Raw genomic sequence first — 15,333 nt, 5'->3', positions numbered from 1 at the left:
AAGTATCGGGCAGTAAACCAGACTGGCTGGCTGCCCGATAGCGATCATTGCCTGTCAGTCGGCTGCAGGCTGTGGCGCTGGCTGCTCGGCGAGCTTGTCGGCCAAGCGCACAAAAGCGGCGAGATCGAGCTGCTCGGGACGCAGGCTGCCATCGACGCCGGCGGCTTCGATCTCGTCGTTGCTCATCAATTGCTTGAGCGTATTGCGCAGGGTTTTGCGGCGCTGGTTGAAGGCTTCGCGCACGACGCGCTCCAGCAGTTTGTGATCCTTGGCCGGGTGCGGCAGCACAGCGTGTGGCACCAGACGCACGATGGCCGAGTCGACCTTCGGCGGCGGATTGAACGCGCCCGGGCCGACGTTGAACAGATGCTCAACGCGGCAGTGGTACTGAACCATGATCGACAGGCGACCCCAGTCACCGCCACCTGGGCCGGCAGCCAGACGCTCAACCACTTCTTTTTGCAGCATGAAGTGCATGTCGCGGATGATCCCTGCGTTGTTCAGCAGGTGAAAGATCAGCGGCGTGGAGATGTTGTACGGCAGGTTGCCAACCACGCGCAGGCTGTTCGGCGCGGCGTTGAGGCTATTGAAGTCGAACTTCAGCGCATCACCCTGATGCAGATTGAAGTTGCTCATGCCGGCGAACTGCTGGTTGAGGATCGGGATCAGGTCCTTGTCCAGCTCCACCACATCAAGTTGCCCGCCACTCTTGAGCAGCCCTTGGGTCAGCGCGCCCTGGCCCGGACCGATTTCCAGCAGGCGATCTTCGGGTTTGGCGTGGATGGAGCGCAGGATGCGGTCGATAACGCCGGCATCGTGCAGGAAGTTCTGGCCAAAGCGTTTACGCGCCTTGTGTTGGTAATGCTCAGTCATACATGGGTCTCGGCCATCTGGTAGGCGGTTTCCAGGGCGACTTGCAGGCTGCCGGTGTCGATCTTGCCGCTGCCGGCCAGATCCAGGGCAGTGCCGTGGTCGACCGAGGTGCGGATGATCGGCAAGCCGAGGGTCACGTTGACCGCCGCGCCGAAGCCTTTGTACTTCAGCACGGGCAGGCCCTGGTCGTGGTACATCGCCAGCACCGCGTCGCAGTGCTCCAGATATTTTGGGGTAAACAGAGTGTCGGCAGGCAGCGGGCCACGAAGGTCCATGCCCTCGCCGCGCAGGCGCTCTAATGTAGGTTCGATGATGTCGATTTCTTCATGGCCCAGATGTCCGCCTTCACCGGCGTGCGGGTTGAGCCCGCAGACCAGGATGCGCGGTTGGGCGATGCCGAATTTTTGTTGCAGGTCGCTGTGCAGAATCCGCGTGACCCGCTCCAGCCGCTCAGATGTGATCGCATCGGCAATCTCGCGCAAGGGCAGGTGGGTGGTGACCAGTGCCACGCGCAAACCGCGGGTGGCGAGCATCATCACCACTTGCGCGGTGTGCGTCAGGTCGGCCAGAAATTCCGTATGCCCGGAGAAGGCAATGCCCGATTCGTTGATCACGCCTTTGTGTACCGGAGCGGTGATCATCCCGGCGAAGTCGCCGTTCAGACAGCCATTACCGGCGCGGGTCAGGGTCTCAAGGACGAATGCGGCGTTGGCCTTGTCCAGTTGCCCGGCAACCACCGGGGCGCTGAGCGGAGTGTCCCAGACATACAGGCTGTTGGCCGGCGCCGGCGCGTCCGGCCAGTGACCGGGCGATACGGGCAACAGATTGACAGCCAGCCCCAACTGCGCGGCCCGCTCTATGAGCAGGTCGCGGCTGGTGATGGCAATCAGGGGATGTGGCTGGGTTTGCGAGGCGAGCAGCAGGCACAGGTCTGGACCTATGCCGGCCGGTTCGCCGGGTGTCAGCGCGAAACGTTTGGGTTTCACTGCGCTGCCTGGTCTGCACCAGGGAGTTTGATCTCTACGTACGCTTCGTCACGGATCTGACGCAGCCAGGTTTGCAGCTCTTCGTCGTATTTGCGGTTACGCAGGACGGTCATTGCTTGCTGCTCACGGGCCTGTTCGGTGCCGTCAGTGGCGCGACGGCCAAGGACTTCCAGAACGTGCCAGCCATATTGAGTCTGGAACGGCCTGGACAACTGACCTTGTGGGGTCTTGGCCATCACTTCGCGGAATTCCGGAACCAGTGCGTTAGGGTCGATCCAGTTCAGGTCGCCGCCATTGAGGGCAGAACCCGGATCTTCCGAGTAGCTCTTGGCCAGCGTGGCGAAGTCTTCGCCTGCTTCGATACGCGAGTACAGCGACTCGACCAAAGCCTTGGTTTTCGCTTCGTCACGAATAGGGCTCGGTTTGACCAGGATGTGCCGTACATGCACTTCGTCACGTACCTGGGCCTCGCCACCACGTTTGCCCAACAGCTTCAGGATGATGAAGCCGCCCGGAGTACGTGCTGGTTGAGTGAAGTCGCCAACGGCCATGCTGCTCAGCTCACGGTCGAACGGCGGTGGCAACTGAGCTGCTTTACGCCAGCCCATTTCGCCGCCTTCCAGTGCGTTGTCGCTGGCAGAGTTGGCAACGGCCAATTGGCCGAAGTCAGCGCCTTGCTTGAGTTGTTGATAGACGTCCATGGCCTTGCGCGCGGCGCTCTGAATTGCTTCGGAGTTGGCGCTTTCCGGGGTCGGGATCAGGATGTTGGCCAGGTGCAGTTCTTCGGACAATTGCGCTTTGCCCAGGTCGGAGGCGAGGAAGTTTTTCACTTCCTGCTCCGAAACCTGAATACGTTCGGCAACACGGCGCTGACGCACACGGCTGATGACCATTTCGCGGCGGATCTGCTCACGGGCGTCGTCATAAGACAGACCGTCGCGAGCCAGAGCAGCGCGGAATTGGTCCACGGACATGTTGTTGCGCTGCGCAATGGTGCCGACAGCCTGGTTCAGTTCTTCATCAGTGATGCGAATGCCGGAGCGTTCGCCGATCTGCAGTTGCAGGTTTTCGACGATCAGGCGTTCGAGCACCTGCTGATCCAGCACGCCCGGAGGAGGCGCGCCACCGCCACGCTTGGCGATGGTTTGCTGCACTTCGTGGACGCGTTGATCCAGCTGGCTCTGCATGACCACGTCGTTATCGACGATGGCCACCACTTTATCGAGGGACTGTACCGCGGCGTTGGCCGCGGTACCCAGGAACAGCGCGCCCAGCATCAGCGGGCGCAGACAATCAGAAAGCTTGGTCTTCACGTTGACGATAACCTTGGATGCCTTTGTCGAGGAAGCTCTCTACCTTGGCGCCAGTCAGGCCGCCGAGTCCCTTCAGAACAATTTGGAGGAAGATGCCGTGGTCGCCTTTTTCGTTTTCCGGGGCGTTCTGACTGTTCTCGTCATAGCTGACCCAGTAACGGTTGATCAGGCGCAGTTTCCAGCAGCAGTTGTCGTATTCGAAACCACCGAAGGCTTCCAGCGTGCGGTTACGGTTGTAGTCATACTGCCAGCGGCTGATAGCGTTCCATTGCGGCACGATCGGCCAGATGACCGAGAAGTCGTGCTGCTGGATTTTGTAGTAATCCTTGATGTAACCAGGTTGTCCCGCAGTACCGTAGTCGCCGCCGACGGTCCACTTGCCGGTGCTTTGGTCGTAGCGGACCTGGTCATTGCGATAACGGTAACCGGCGTTGATAACCTTGTTCGGGTTGTCTTCAGGCTGGTAATGGAACATCGCACTGCCCGAACGTGGGCTGCGGCTGTCCGGATCCCAGTTGTAGTCGGCAGTGGTGCGCCAATCGCGGTTCCAGCGGTATTCGTACTCAAGCGCGTACGGCGAAACATTGGAGCGCGCATCGTCACGGATCTTCGCGTCAATGCCCGGAAGTTGAACCTCGCGATCCTTGAAGTACACCGCCTGGCCGACGCTGATGCGTTGACGTTCGAAACCGCTGTCTTCGATCCAGCGGCTGGTTACGCCCAGCGACAGCTTGTTCTCGTCGCCCACGCGGTCGGAACCGGAGAAGCGATTGTCACGGAACAACGATGCGTAGTTGAAGGTGTATTCGCTGGTGTCGAATACTGGAATGTCTTTCTGGTCTTCCTCAGGCACATAAAGGTAGAACAGGCGTGGCTCCAGAGTTTGACGGTAGTTCTTGCCGAAGAACGAAGTATTGCGGTCGAAATACAGGCCGCTGTCGATGCTGGCGATCGGTACGCCGCGGTTCTGCGAGCTGCTGAACGACTCGCCAAGTGCTGAGGCGCCATTGCGATTGGTCGCCAAATCGGCTTTGCCTCTACCATCCAGATCCAGCTCGTACTGGGTGTACTGATACTTGAGCGATGGCTTGAGGAAGCCATAATTCCAGTTCATTGGCAGACTGACGCCCGGCTTCAGGTTCAAGCGGGTGCCGTTGGCGCGATCCAGTCCGAGGACATTGCGGTCCAGCCTAGGCTGAACGGTCACGCCATCTTCCAGTACGAAATCGCCATCCTTGAGGTCTCGATCAAACCGCACGACCTCGGTCTCGTAATCGAAATTCAGACCTTCCGGGTGATACGGCAGCTGACCATTGAAGGTGATCTGCGGCAGACGGTCATACGGAGTGATGTTCGACACGGTCGCCAACTGATACGCCTGAGCGTTCAGACGTGCTGTATAGCTGTCGCCACGGTAGGTGACCGAACCCTGCTGGTTCACATAGTCGTCGCTTTTTATACCGATCTGATCAGTCTGCAGATCCTGGAAGTAATACGGATCGCTGATCTTGGTGTAATCGACCTGAGTCAGCACGCGGGAGTCGAGACCGCCCTTGTGCTGCCAGTTGTACATGTAGCGGGTTTTTTCGTAATCGGTCTGTTTGCTGCGATCGGTGTTGTCGTCGTTCAGATACGCGGCGCCAAACTGGCCTTCGCTCGACTGGGTCAGATAACGGAACTCACCTTCCACCAGCATGCCGCGCTTGCTCATGTAGCGCGGGTACAACGTGGCGTCATAGTTCGGCGCCAGGTTGAAGTAATACGGAGTAACCAGCGTGAAGCCGGTATCGCTGCCGGTGCCGATGGTCGGCGGCAGGAAACCGGACTGGCGACGGTCATCGATCGGGAAATAGATGTACGGCGTGTACAGGATCGGAATGTCCTTGACCCGCAGCGTCACGTTGGTCGCGGTACCGAAACCGGTGGCCGGGTTCAAGGTGATGTTGTTGCCCTTGAGCTGCCAGGCGTTGCTGTTCGGTTCGCACGTGGTGTACGTGCCGTCCTTCAAGCGGATGATCGCGTTTTCGGCACGCTTGGCGTACAGCGCGTTACCGCGAATGCGCGATTTGTGCATCACGTATTCCGCGTTGTCGACCTTGGCTTCACCGGTATCGAGTTGCACCTGAGCGGCGTCGCCAACGATCAGCGCGCCGTTGTCGCGGATGCGCACGTTGCCGGCCAGTTCGCCACGGTTTTCGGCTTGATACAGGTTGGCCTCGTCGGCCTCGACCTGCATGCTGCCCTGACGCATGACCACGTCACCGGCAAGGCTGGCGACCTGGGAATCCTGCTGATAACGCGACGCCTTGGCACCGATGAAGGTCGGGGCGTCACTTTTATTCGTCTTGTCATTCATGCCAGGACGAATCGGTTCGATATAGGAACCAGAGCAGTAAGGACCGGTCTCGGCCAATTGGGCGGCGGTGAGCTTCTCGCGCGGAACCCAGTCGAGGTGACTGTAGTCTTCGCTACGGGACTTCAGGCCGCGGCCCTTGGACTCGGTAACCAGTGCGGTTTTCGGACCGCTGTCCTGGCTGGTGCCTTCCTCGGAACTGGCTTCGCCAGCGGCACTGACGGCGCTGCCGTCATGTACCGGACGCGGAGGCAAAGCAGCCGCCGGCGTCTTGGGCGCACAGTCCCAGGCACCCGTAGCCGAAACGGAACAGTCATACTGCTCGGCGGCGACAACGAAGGAACTGGCCAGAGGTTGCATAGCCAGCAGACTGCCGGTTACCAACAACGGAAATTTTTTACGAAACGCGGGGGATTTCAATGCCATCTTATTAGTCCGGGCTTCCTGCGTGCCATCTGCCCGCGGTGTGGGCCGCACGCCTCTCGATGGTCTGAAAAAGATGCTGGATAATAAAGCATGACCCGCTTGACGGCTAGCGCCGTCGGAGACCCTTGCAATGCCTGACCAAGATGTACGCTTGCAACACCTGAAAGTTTGGCTCGATGAACAACTGGCAAGCCTTTTTGCCGCGCAAGGCTGGGGCGCCGTACCCCCGGCCACGTTGACCGCGGCCAGCAGCGACGCGAGTTTTCGCCGTTACTTCCGTTGGGAAGGCGCGGGTCGCAGTTTTGTCGTGATGGACGCACCTCCACCCCAGGAAAACTGCAAACCGTTCGTGGATATCGCGTTTTTGCTGGCGAAATCCGGAATAAATGTTCCAAAAATTTACGCGGAAGACCTCGATCGCGGATTTCTTTTGCTCAATGACCTCGGCAACCAGACCTATCTGGATGTGATCAATGGCGAAAATGCCGACGATCTGTTCGACGACGCACTGCAAGCATTGCTGGCTTTCCAGCAGTTGCCAATGGTCGCGCCATTGCCGAGCTATGACGTGGCATTGCTGCGCCGCGAGCTGGAATTGTTCCCTGAGTGGTATGTGAAGCATGAATTGGGTATCGAGTTCGATGCGGCTCAGCAGCAACTGTGGCAGCAGGTCAGCGATCTGCTGATCGACAGCGCTCTGGCTCAGCCGAAAGTGCTGGTGCACCGCGACTATATGCCACGCAACCTGATGCTCAGCGAACCGAATCCCGGCGTACTGGATTTCCAGGATGCGGTCTACGGCCCGGTGACCTACGACGTGACCTGCCTGTTCAAGGATGCCTTTCTCAGCTGGCCTGAAGAACGTGTGCGCGGCTGGCTGGAAATTTATTGGCAGCAAGCAGCAGCGTTGAACATTCCGGTGCAGCCGGACTTCGAAGACTTCCTGCGCGCCAGCGATCTGATGGGTGTGCAGCGTCATCTGAAAGTCATCGGCATTTTCGCGCGCATCTGCCACCGCGATGGCAAGCCGCGTTATCTGGCGGATGTGCCGCGTTTCTTTGCCTATATAGAAGCGGTGATCGCGCGGCGTCCTGAGCTGGCGGATCTGCAAGCGCTGTTGAGCAGCCTGCGCGGCGGAGTGACTGCATGAAAGCGATGATACTGGCGGCAGGCAAAGGCGAGCGCATGCGCCCGCTGACCCTGACCACCCCCAAACCGCTGGTGCGCGCTGGCGGGGTTCCCCTGATCGAATATCACCTGCGCGCCCTCGCGGCGGCAGGCTTCAACGAAATCGTGATCAACCACGCCTGGCTCGGTCAGCAGATCGAGGATTACCTGGGCGACGGCTCGCAGTTCGGCGTCAGCATCCAGTACTCGCCGGAAGGCGAACCTCTGGAAACCGGCGGCGGGATTTTCCGCGCCTTGCCGCTGCTCGGTGATGACGCGTTTCTGGTGGTCAACGGTGATATCTGGACCGATTACGACTTCAGCGTCTTGCATCAGCCGAGCAACGGCCTGGCGCATCTGGTGCTGGCGGATAACCCGGCGCATCACCCGACTGGCGATTTCATGCTGGTCGATGGTGAGGTGCAGGATGCTCAGCCCGGTGCTGCGACCCTGACCTACAGCGGCATCGCAGTGCTGCATCCGCAGTTGTTCGATGGCTGCACGGACGGCGCATTCAAACTCGCGCCGTTATTGCGTAAAGCCATGGGCGAAGGGCAGGTGACAGGCGAGCGTCTGAAAGGCCACTGGGTTGATGTCGGCACTCACGAGCGTCTGGCCGAAGCCGAAACCTTGATAGAAGCGAGTCGCTGATATGTTGTGGCCAGGGACTCTGATTGGAGCCGGAGCGGGTTTTGCGATTGCAAGCATTCCGGGGGCCATGCTTGGGGCTTTGTTGGGGCAAGCGCTGGATCGGCGCCTGCAACTGCAGAGCTGGGGGCATTTGCGGGAAAAACTCGGCGGCAAGCCGATGCTGCGCAACGACGAACTGCTGTTCGTGTTGCTCGGGCGGCTGGCCAAACGCGACGGGCGCGTCACGGACGGGCATATCCAGCAGGCGCGTCAGGAGATGCGCGCGTTGGAGATGAGTGAGCCGGCACAGCGCCGGGCGATTGCTGCGTTCAATCGCGGCAAGTCCGGCAGTGACAATTTGCGCGGTTATCTGCGGCGCTTGAGTGGTCAGCCGCACGCCGCCGAAGGTGTGTTGCGTGCCTGCTTGCGCATGGTCTGGGCCGATGGCCGGGCCGGTGCCAGTGAACGTGAGTTGTTGGCGCAGTGGGGCAAATGGCTGGGCTGGACCAGCCAGCAAATCCAGGCCTTGGCGGCTGATTACGAACCGAACAAGCGTCCAGTGGTGAGTGCTGCGTTGAGCTATCAGGAGGCGATGAGTCTGCTGGGCGTTTCTGCGAGCAGCGAGCCGGCGCAGATCAAGCGCGCTTATCGGCGCCTGCTCAGTCGGCATCATCCGGACAAGATTGCCGGGACGGGGGCGAGTCAGGCGCAGGTGCGTGACGCGACCGACAAAACCCGTGAGTTACATAGCGCGTATACATTGATTCGAGAGCGCAGAGACTTTCGCTAACGGCTGAAGATCAAGAGATCGCAGCCTTCGGCAGCTCCTACAGGGTTCACATCAAACCCGTGTAGGAGCTGCCGAAGGCTGCGATCTTTTGCTTTTGCTGCAATCAGTCCGGGGTTTGCGGATTCAGGAAACCGCGCACGCGACGAAACAACTGTTCCTGCTCAGCCTTGTTGTCCGGCAATGCCTTGAGCGCCACCTGACTGAATGCCGGAGTCTTCAGACGCTTGCTCGCCTGCATCCGCTCCAGCGCGGCGTTGCGATCCAGCGGCTTGTCCATGTAGAAGAGGTCGGCGGTCGGCAGTTTCAGGGTCGGCGTCAGTTCCACCAGTTCCGGCTTGGCCTTCGGCGGCACCTGCGCTGCCACCATCAGAAATTTTGCCACTTGCGATGTCTGCCGCTCACTCAGATAACGCGCCGCCCAATAGGCGCCGGTGCCGTGACCGAGTACGACGATGCTGCGGGCACTTTGCGATTCAGCGTAGGCAATCGCAGCGTCGATGCGCGCGAAAATTCGTTCGGCGTCAGCCTTGGACTGCTCTTCAGCCGTTTCGGCAACCACCTTGTCAGCGACATCGGCTTCACCGCCCGCGGCTTGCTCGATCGGCTGGGCGGTGGTCGAGTCCTTGCTGCCGGGGTCGGCGGCTTTCGGCGCGACCGGGGTTTCAACTACGCGCGGTGCGATGGCTTCGCTTTGCTGATCGGGCAGGGTGATACTCAGGCTGCTCCACTTGGCATCCGGCAGTTTTTGCCGCAGCGGACCGATGGCTTGCGGCCAGTCAGCGGTTTCGCCTGCGCCTGGGATGATGATCACCGCGCCCTCGGGTTCGGCGACATTGGCCGGCTTCCACAGGGCGAGGAAGGTGTCGCTGCCTGCCTGCAACTGCTGCTGTTCCTGGGCTGGAACCGTGCGTTCGAGTGCAGCGGCTTCTTCCTGACTACGCTCAAGCAATGGCGAGCGTTCGACCGGTTTTTCTGCAGCGGATTTCTCCGTTGCAGCGGCGGGCGCCGGATCGGCGGCTTCGACGGAAAACGCACTAGGCAGGATCAGCGACAGGCACAATGCTGGCATTGCCAGGCGGGAGACAGGGGGCATCGGTTATTCCAGGCCAGAAAGTATCCCGGCAGCCTAATGGGTTGGTCAGAATTTGTCAGTGTATGAGACTTCAATGATGCGTTTTTGCTGCCTGTGGGTTATCGGCTGTTTGTGCATTCCCTTGATGGGCTGGGCGGCGCCTGCGCCACCGATGCACAGCGCGCAATTATCGGCGAGCCAGCAGGCGTGGCTGGCGCAGCACCGCGAATTGCGCGTCGGGCTGGTGTTGCAAGTGCCGTACGCGCAATACGACCGGCGCTTGCAGCGCCTGTCCGGGGCCAATGTCGAGTTGATGAAGTGGCTGGCCCAGGCGCTGAACATCGAGCTGAGCTGGCGCAATTTTCCAGACCTGGCGCAATTGGAAGCCGCAGTGCGTGACGGCGAGGTCGACATCGCTCCGGGTCTGACTCAGACGCCGGGTGCGCTGCGCCTGTGGCAATTCTCCGACCCGTACATGCGCGTGCCGCAACTGGTGGTCAGCGACCAGAAGGCCAGCGGCGCGGTGGAGCTGGAAAAACTCGACAGTCAGACTCGGGTTGCGGTGCGCATGCCGAGCGTCACCGCCGATTATCTGCGTGGCAATTATCCGCATCTGAATCTGCAAGGCGTGCCGCTGGAGCGCCAAGCCTTACAACTGTTGTTGAGTCAGCAAGCGTCGTACGCGGTGGTCGATGAGGCGCAGCTTGGACGACTGTCGGCGGAACCGGAGTTCGCCGGGTTGGTGGTGGTCGGTGATATTGGCCTGCCGCAATTGCTGCGGGTTGCCACCCGACGTGACTGGCCGAAACTGGCGGGGATCGTCGAAAGCGGCTTGCGCGCGATCCCGGCCAAGGATCTGGAACGCTTGCACACACAATGGTTGCAGCCTAAATATCCGCGTCTTACCGAGTCGCCGGGCTTCTGGCAGAACCTCAGCCTGTTGTTCGCTGTGCTGTTACTCAGTTGCGCCGCGATTGTGTGGTGGCAAAGGCGTCAGCAACACAGTCTTGAGCTACGCCTGCTGGCGGCGCGCGAGGACATTGCTCAGCGTGCGGCAAGCGAGGAAGCGCTGCGTCTGACGCAGTTTTCTATCGACCAAAGTACCGTCGGCATTCTCTGGGTCAATTGGGACAGCCACGTGCGCTACGCCAACCGCGCGGCGGAAAACATGCTCGGTTATCTGCAGGGCGCGCTGATCGAGCGGCCGCTGATCGACTTCGAACCCGGCCTGCACATGGATCGCTGGCTCAACCTGTGGAAACGCGCCCGCGCCAGCGAAGAAGGGCCGCTAAGCTTTGAAACCAACTGCGTGTGCGCCGATGGCAGCGTGTTGCCGGCCGATGTGTCGCTGAGCTTCCTGCGTTTTCGCGACAGCGAATATCTGGTGGTTTACCTGACTGACGTCACCGAGCGCCGTCGCGCGTTGGCCGCGTTGCAGGAAAGCGAAGCACGTTTGCAGGGGATCGCGGCCAACGTGCCGGGACTGGTGTTCCGCCTGGAGCGAGCGCCGGTCACCGGGCAGATCGACTTTGCCTACATCAGCGAGGGCAGCGAAAGTCTGGTCGGCTATGCGCCCGCCGCCATCGCCCATCGCGACATGGGCCTGCGCAGTCTGGTGCACCCGGATGACAAGGCTAGTTATCACCGGACTCAGGATCAGGCGCTGGACACTGACAGCGACTGGTCGTGGCAGGGGCGGATTGTCACCCGCCAAGGCGAGCAGCGCTGGGCGGAAATCAAGGCGATCACCCGGCAACTGGAGGACGGCGCTTACGTCTGGGACGGCATCGTCTGGGACATCAGCGAGAGTAAACGCATCGAGCTGGAACTGGCCGCATCGCGCGAGCAACTGCGCGAACTGTCGGCGCACCTTGAAAGCGTGCGCGAAGAGGAAAAGGCGCGCATCGCCCGCGAAGTCCACGATGAACTGGGGCAGATGCTCACCGTGCTGAAACTCGAGACATCCATGTGCGAACTGGCCTACGCGCAACTCGACCCTGGTCTGAATGAACGACTGAACAGCATGAAGCGCCTGATCGCCCAGTTGTTTCAGCTGGTGCGGGATGTGGCGACGGCGTTGCGCCCGCCGATTCTCGATGCCGGGATTGCGTCGGCAATTGAGTGGCAGGCGCGGCGTTTTGAAGCGCGTACGCAGATTCCGTGTCTGGTGCAGGTGCCGGACAACCTGCCGCCGCTCAGCGACGCCAAGGCCATCGGGCTGTTCCGGATCTTGCAGGAGGCGCTGACCAACGTCATGCGCCACGCTCAGGCGCATACTGTGGAACTGACGCTGGCGCTGGAAGGCGACGAATTGTGTCTGACGGTCAGCGATGATGGCGTAGGATTTGTCGCCGCTGGCGGTCGGCCGACTTCCTTCGGGGTGGTCGGAATGCGCGAACGCGTGTTGATCATGGGCGGGCAGTTGGCGCTGGACAGTCAGCCGGGTGAAGGCACGACCCTGAGTGTGCGAGTGCCGCTGGATGAGGAGAAGTAAGTGATCCGTGTACTGGTAGCCGAAGACCACACCATCGTCCGTGAAGGCATCAAGCAATTGATCGGCCTGGCCAAAGATCTGCTGGTGGTGGGGGAGGCGAGCAATGGCGAACAACTGCTCGAGACCCTGCGCCATTTGCCGTGCGAAGTCGTGTTGCTGGACATCTCGATGCCCGGTGTAAACGGCCTCGAGGCGATCCCGCGAATTCGTGCGCTGAACAATCCACCGGCAATTCTGGTGCTGTCGATGCACGACGAAGCGCAAATGGCCGCACGAGCGTTGAAGGTCGGCGCCGCCGGGTATGCGACCAAGGACAGCGATCCGGCGCTGCTGCTGACGGCGATCCGCAAGGTCGCGGCGGGCGGGCGCTATATCGACCCGGATCTGGCCGATCGCATGGTCTTCGAAGTCGGCCTGACTGATGCGCGGCCGCTGCATTCATTGCTCTCGGAGCGCGAGTTTTCGGTGTTCGAACGTCTGGCCCAAGGCGCCAACGTCAACGACATCGCCCAGCAACTGGCCCTGAGCAGCAAGACCATCAGCACGCACAAGGCGCGTCTGATGCAAAAGCTCAACATCACTTCGCTGGCCGAACTGGTCAAATACGCGATGGAACACAAACTCCTCTGACTGCTCGCGCAATTCCCCTGTAGGAGCTGCCGCAGGCTCGGGCCGCGATCGGACGATCTTTTGATCTTTAGCAGCAAGATCAAAAGATCGCAGCCTCGTTGCACTCGACAGCTCCTACAGGAGCTTTGGGTGGGCATGTCCATTAGCGACAGCGGCTTTTGCCTGTGCTGGCGGCTTGTAGCTTCAAGCTTGCCGCTGACTTACCCAAACGCGCCATCCTTGTAGGGCAATCCCTACCCGCAACCTTCCATCCCGCTGAGGCGATTCTCTCCTGCACCCCGATTTGCGTGACTGCCGCCAGCCACTAGGCTTGATACACAAGCAGTCATCAACAACAAAGGTGTGGGTATGAGCCAGGTCGATTCAAACGCAGGGGCCAGTGATGTGCTGGTCAGCTTTCGTGGAGTGCAGAAGAGCTACGACGGCGAGAACCTGATCGTCAAAGACCTCAACCTGGACATTCGCAAGGGCGAATTCCTCACCCTGCTCGGGCCGTCCGGTTCGGGCAAGACCACCAGCCTGATGATGCTCGCCGGTTTCGAAACGCCGACCGCCGGGGAAATTCTGCTGGCCGGGCGTTCGATCAACAACGTGCCGCCGCACAAACGCGACATCGGCATGGTGTTCCAGAACTACGCGCTGTTCCCGCACATGACCGTCGCCGAAAACCTGGCGTTCCCGCTGACCGTGCGCGGCCTGAACAAGAGCGACGTCAGCGACCGGGTAAAAAAAGTCCTGAGCATGGTGCAGCTCGACGCCTTCGCCCAGCGCTATCCGGCGCAACTCTCCGGTGGTCAGCAACAGCGTGTGGCACTGGCCCGGGCCTTGGTGTTCGAGCCGCAACTGGTGCTGATGGACGAACCGCTCGGCGCCCTCGACAAACAACTGCGTGAACACATGCAGATGGAAATCAAACACCTGCACCAGCGCCTCGGCGTGACCGTGGTCTACGTAACCCACGATCAGGGTGAAGCACTGACCATGTCCGACCGCGTCGCGGTGTTCCATCAGGGCGAGATCCAGCAGATCGCTCCGCCGCGCACCCTCTACGAAGAACCGAAAAACACTTTCGTCGCCAACTTCATCGGCGAGAACAATCGACTCAACGGGCGTCTGGTCAGTCAGAGCGGTGAGCGCTGCGTGGTCGAGCTGGGGCGTGGGGAAAAGGTCGAGGCATTGGCGGTCAACGTCGGTCAGACCGGCGAACCGGTGACCCTGTCGATCCGTCCGGAGCGCGTCAGCCTCAACGGTTCGAGCGATCAATGCGTCAACCGCTTCTCCGGGCGGGTGGCCGAATTCATCTATCTGGGCGACCACGTCCGGGTGCGCCTGGAAGTCTGCGGCAAGACCGATTTCTTCGTGAAACAACCGATTGCCGAGCTCGATCCCGCGCTCGCCGTCGGCGACGTGGTACCGCTTGGCTGGCAGGTCGAACACGTTCGCGCGCTCGACCCACTTCTAGAGGCGCATTAATCGCCCCGCAATACCAACACCAACCCTGCACGTGGAGAGAACAATAAATGTTGAGATCCCTGAAGTTCACAGCCCTGACCCTGGGCCTGATGGGTGCGGCCAGCGCAATGGCCGCCGGCCCGGATCTGACCGTGGTGTCGTTTGGCGGGGCGAACAAGGCGGCGCAAGTCAAAGCCTTCTACGCACCGTGGGAAGCGGCGGGCAACGGCAAAATTGTTGCTGGCGAGTACAACGGCGAGATGGCCAAGGTCAAAGCCATGGTCGATACCAAAAGCGTGTCGTGGGACCTGGTGGAAGTTGAATCGCCGGAACTGTCCCGTGGTTGCGATGAAGACATGTTCGAGCAGCTCGACCCTGCGCTGTTCGGCAAGACCGAAGATTACGTCAAGGGCGCAATCCAGCCGTGTGGCGTGGGCTTCTTCGTGTGGTCGACCGTGCTCGCCTACAACGCCGACAAGCTGAAAACCGCGCCAACCAGCTGGGCAGACTTCTGGGACACCAAGAAATTCCCGGGCAAGCGTGGCCTGCGCAAAGGCGCCAAATACACTCTCGAATTCGCCTTGATGGCTGACGGTGTTGCGCCGAAAGACGTCTACAAGGAACTGGCGAGCAAGGGCGGCCAGGATCGCGCGTTCAAGAAACTTGATGAGCTGAAACCGAGCATTCAATGGTGGGAGGCCGGTGCGCAACCGCCGCAGTACCTCGCTTCCGGTGACGTGGTGATGAGCTCGGCCTACAACGGCCGGATTGCTGCGGTGCAGAAAGAATCCAACCTGAAAGTGGTGTGGAACGGCGGTATCTACGACTTCGACGCATGGGCTATCCCGAAAGGTCTGGACGCCAAGCGTGCGGAAGCGGCGAAGAAATTCATCGCGTTCTCGGTACAGCCGCAGCAGCAGAAGACCTACTCGGAAAACATCGCCTACGGCCCGGCCAACACCCAAGCCGTGCCGCTGCTGGCCAAGGATGTCCTGAAAGACATGCCGACCACCCCGGAAAACATCGCCAACCAGGTGCAGATCGACGTCAGCTTCTGGGCGGACAACGGCGAGCAACTGGAGCAGCGCTTCAACTCCTGGGCTGCGAAGTAACCAAAACCCCAACTTCGGGAATGAGCTGTTGTGGC

General features: G+C 60.5%; 12 protein-coding genes. 7 read left to right on the top strand and 5 right to left on the bottom strand.

What is annotated here, in order from left to right; all coding sequences use genetic code 11:
• Positions 1-54 precede the first annotated feature (54 nt).
• Genes rsmA through ACP7BN_RS19035 form a run of 4 tightly spaced genes read right to left on the bottom strand, consistent with a single transcriptional unit; the run spans position 55 to position 5,951 of the window.
• The gene (gene rsmA, locus ACP7BN_RS19050) at positions 55-873 is read right to left on the bottom strand and encodes a 16S rRNA (adenine(1518)-N(6)/adenine(1519)-N(6))-dimethyltransferase RsmA (protein WP_420647205.1); all 819 of its coding nucleotides are present in this window, start codon (positions 871-873) and stop codon (positions 55-57) included.
• Entirely contained in the window at positions 870-1,859 is a 990-nt protein-coding gene (gene pdxA / locus ACP7BN_RS19045; protein ID WP_426205640.1) for a 4-hydroxythreonine-4-phosphate dehydrogenase PdxA, read from the bottom strand. Before pdxA ends, rsmA begins: the two co-directional genes overlap by 4 nt.
• The gene (surA, locus tag ACP7BN_RS19040) at positions 1,856-3,172 is read right to left on the bottom strand and encodes a peptidylprolyl isomerase SurA (protein ID WP_426205639.1); all 1,317 of its coding nucleotides are present in this window, start codon (positions 3,170-3,172) and stop codon (positions 1,856-1,858) included. The genes pdxA and surA overlap by 4 nt, the downstream gene beginning before the upstream one ends.
• The gene (locus tag ACP7BN_RS19035; RefSeq protein ID WP_426205638.1) at positions 3,153-5,951 is read right to left on the bottom strand and encodes an LPS-assembly protein LptD; all 2,799 of its coding nucleotides are present in this window, start codon (positions 5,949-5,951) and stop codon (positions 3,153-3,155) included. The genes surA and ACP7BN_RS19035 overlap by 20 nt, the downstream gene beginning before the upstream one ends.
• Before the next feature lie 130 nt (positions 5,952-6,081).
• On the opposite strand from ACP7BN_RS19035, the gene ACP7BN_RS19030 reads away from it, so the two are divergent.
• The 3 genes from ACP7BN_RS19030 to ACP7BN_RS19020 are packed head-to-tail and all read left to right on the top strand — an operon-like array spanning position 6,082 to position 8,538.
• Positions 6,082-7,101, top strand: a complete 1,020-nt coding sequence (locus ACP7BN_RS19030; RefSeq protein WP_426205637.1) for an aminoglycoside phosphotransferase family protein — start codon at positions 6,082-6,084, stop codon at positions 7,099-7,101.
• Entirely contained in the window at positions 7,098-7,769 is a 672-nt protein-coding gene (gene murU / locus ACP7BN_RS19025; protein WP_426205636.1) for an N-acetylmuramate alpha-1-phosphate uridylyltransferase MurU, read from the top strand. The genes ACP7BN_RS19030 and murU overlap by 4 nt, the downstream gene beginning before the upstream one ends.
• Position 7,770: 1 nt before the next feature.
• On the top strand, positions 7,771-8,538 hold the full coding sequence (locus ACP7BN_RS19020) for a DnaJ domain-containing protein (protein ID WP_426205635.1): 768 nt from the start codon (positions 7,771-7,773) through the stop codon (positions 8,536-8,538).
• 103 nt (positions 8,539-8,641) lie between these two features.
• Here ACP7BN_RS19020 and ACP7BN_RS19015 read toward each other — a convergent pair whose 3' ends face one another.
• Entirely contained in the window at positions 8,642-9,631 is a 990-nt protein-coding gene (locus ACP7BN_RS19015; RefSeq protein WP_426205634.1) for an alpha/beta hydrolase family protein, read from the bottom strand.
• 73 nt (positions 9,632-9,704) lie between these two features.
• Between ACP7BN_RS19015 and ACP7BN_RS19010 the strand changes: the two genes are divergently transcribed.
• The 4 genes from ACP7BN_RS19010 to ACP7BN_RS18995 all read left to right on the top strand — a co-directional run bounded on the left by ACP7BN_RS19010 (position 9,705) and on the right by ACP7BN_RS18995 (position 15,298).
• The gene (locus tag ACP7BN_RS19010; protein ID WP_426205633.1) at positions 9,705-12,104 is read left to right on the top strand and encodes a PAS domain-containing sensor histidine kinase; all 2,400 of its coding nucleotides are present in this window, start codon (positions 9,705-9,707) and stop codon (positions 12,102-12,104) included.
• Positions 12,105-12,734: a response regulator gene (locus tag ACP7BN_RS19005; RefSeq protein ID WP_426205632.1), complete on the top strand. Its 630-nt coding sequence runs from the start codon at positions 12,105-12,107 to the stop codon at positions 12,732-12,734.
• A gap of 348 nt (positions 12,735-13,082) precedes the next feature.
• Positions 13,083-14,207, top strand: a complete 1,125-nt coding sequence (locus tag ACP7BN_RS19000; RefSeq protein ID WP_420647196.1) for an ABC transporter ATP-binding protein — start codon at positions 13,083-13,085, stop codon at positions 14,205-14,207.
• Positions 14,208-14,254: 47 nt separating this feature from the next.
• Positions 14,255-15,298, top strand: coding sequence for an ABC transporter substrate-binding protein (locus ACP7BN_RS18995; protein WP_038363355.1), 1,044 nt, complete (start codon positions 14,255-14,257; stop codon positions 15,296-15,298).
• Positions 15,299-15,333 lie beyond the last annotated feature (35 nt).

The sequence above is a fragment of the Pseudomonas sp. TWP3-1 genome, from assembly GCF_049896625.1.
In the GTDB taxonomy this organism is placed as follows: domain Bacteria; phylum Pseudomonadota; class Gammaproteobacteria; order Pseudomonadales; family Pseudomonadaceae; genus Aquipseudomonas.
The sequence above is the reverse complement of the archived record's forward strand: the minus strand, read 5'-3'. Positions and strand labels throughout refer to the sequence as shown.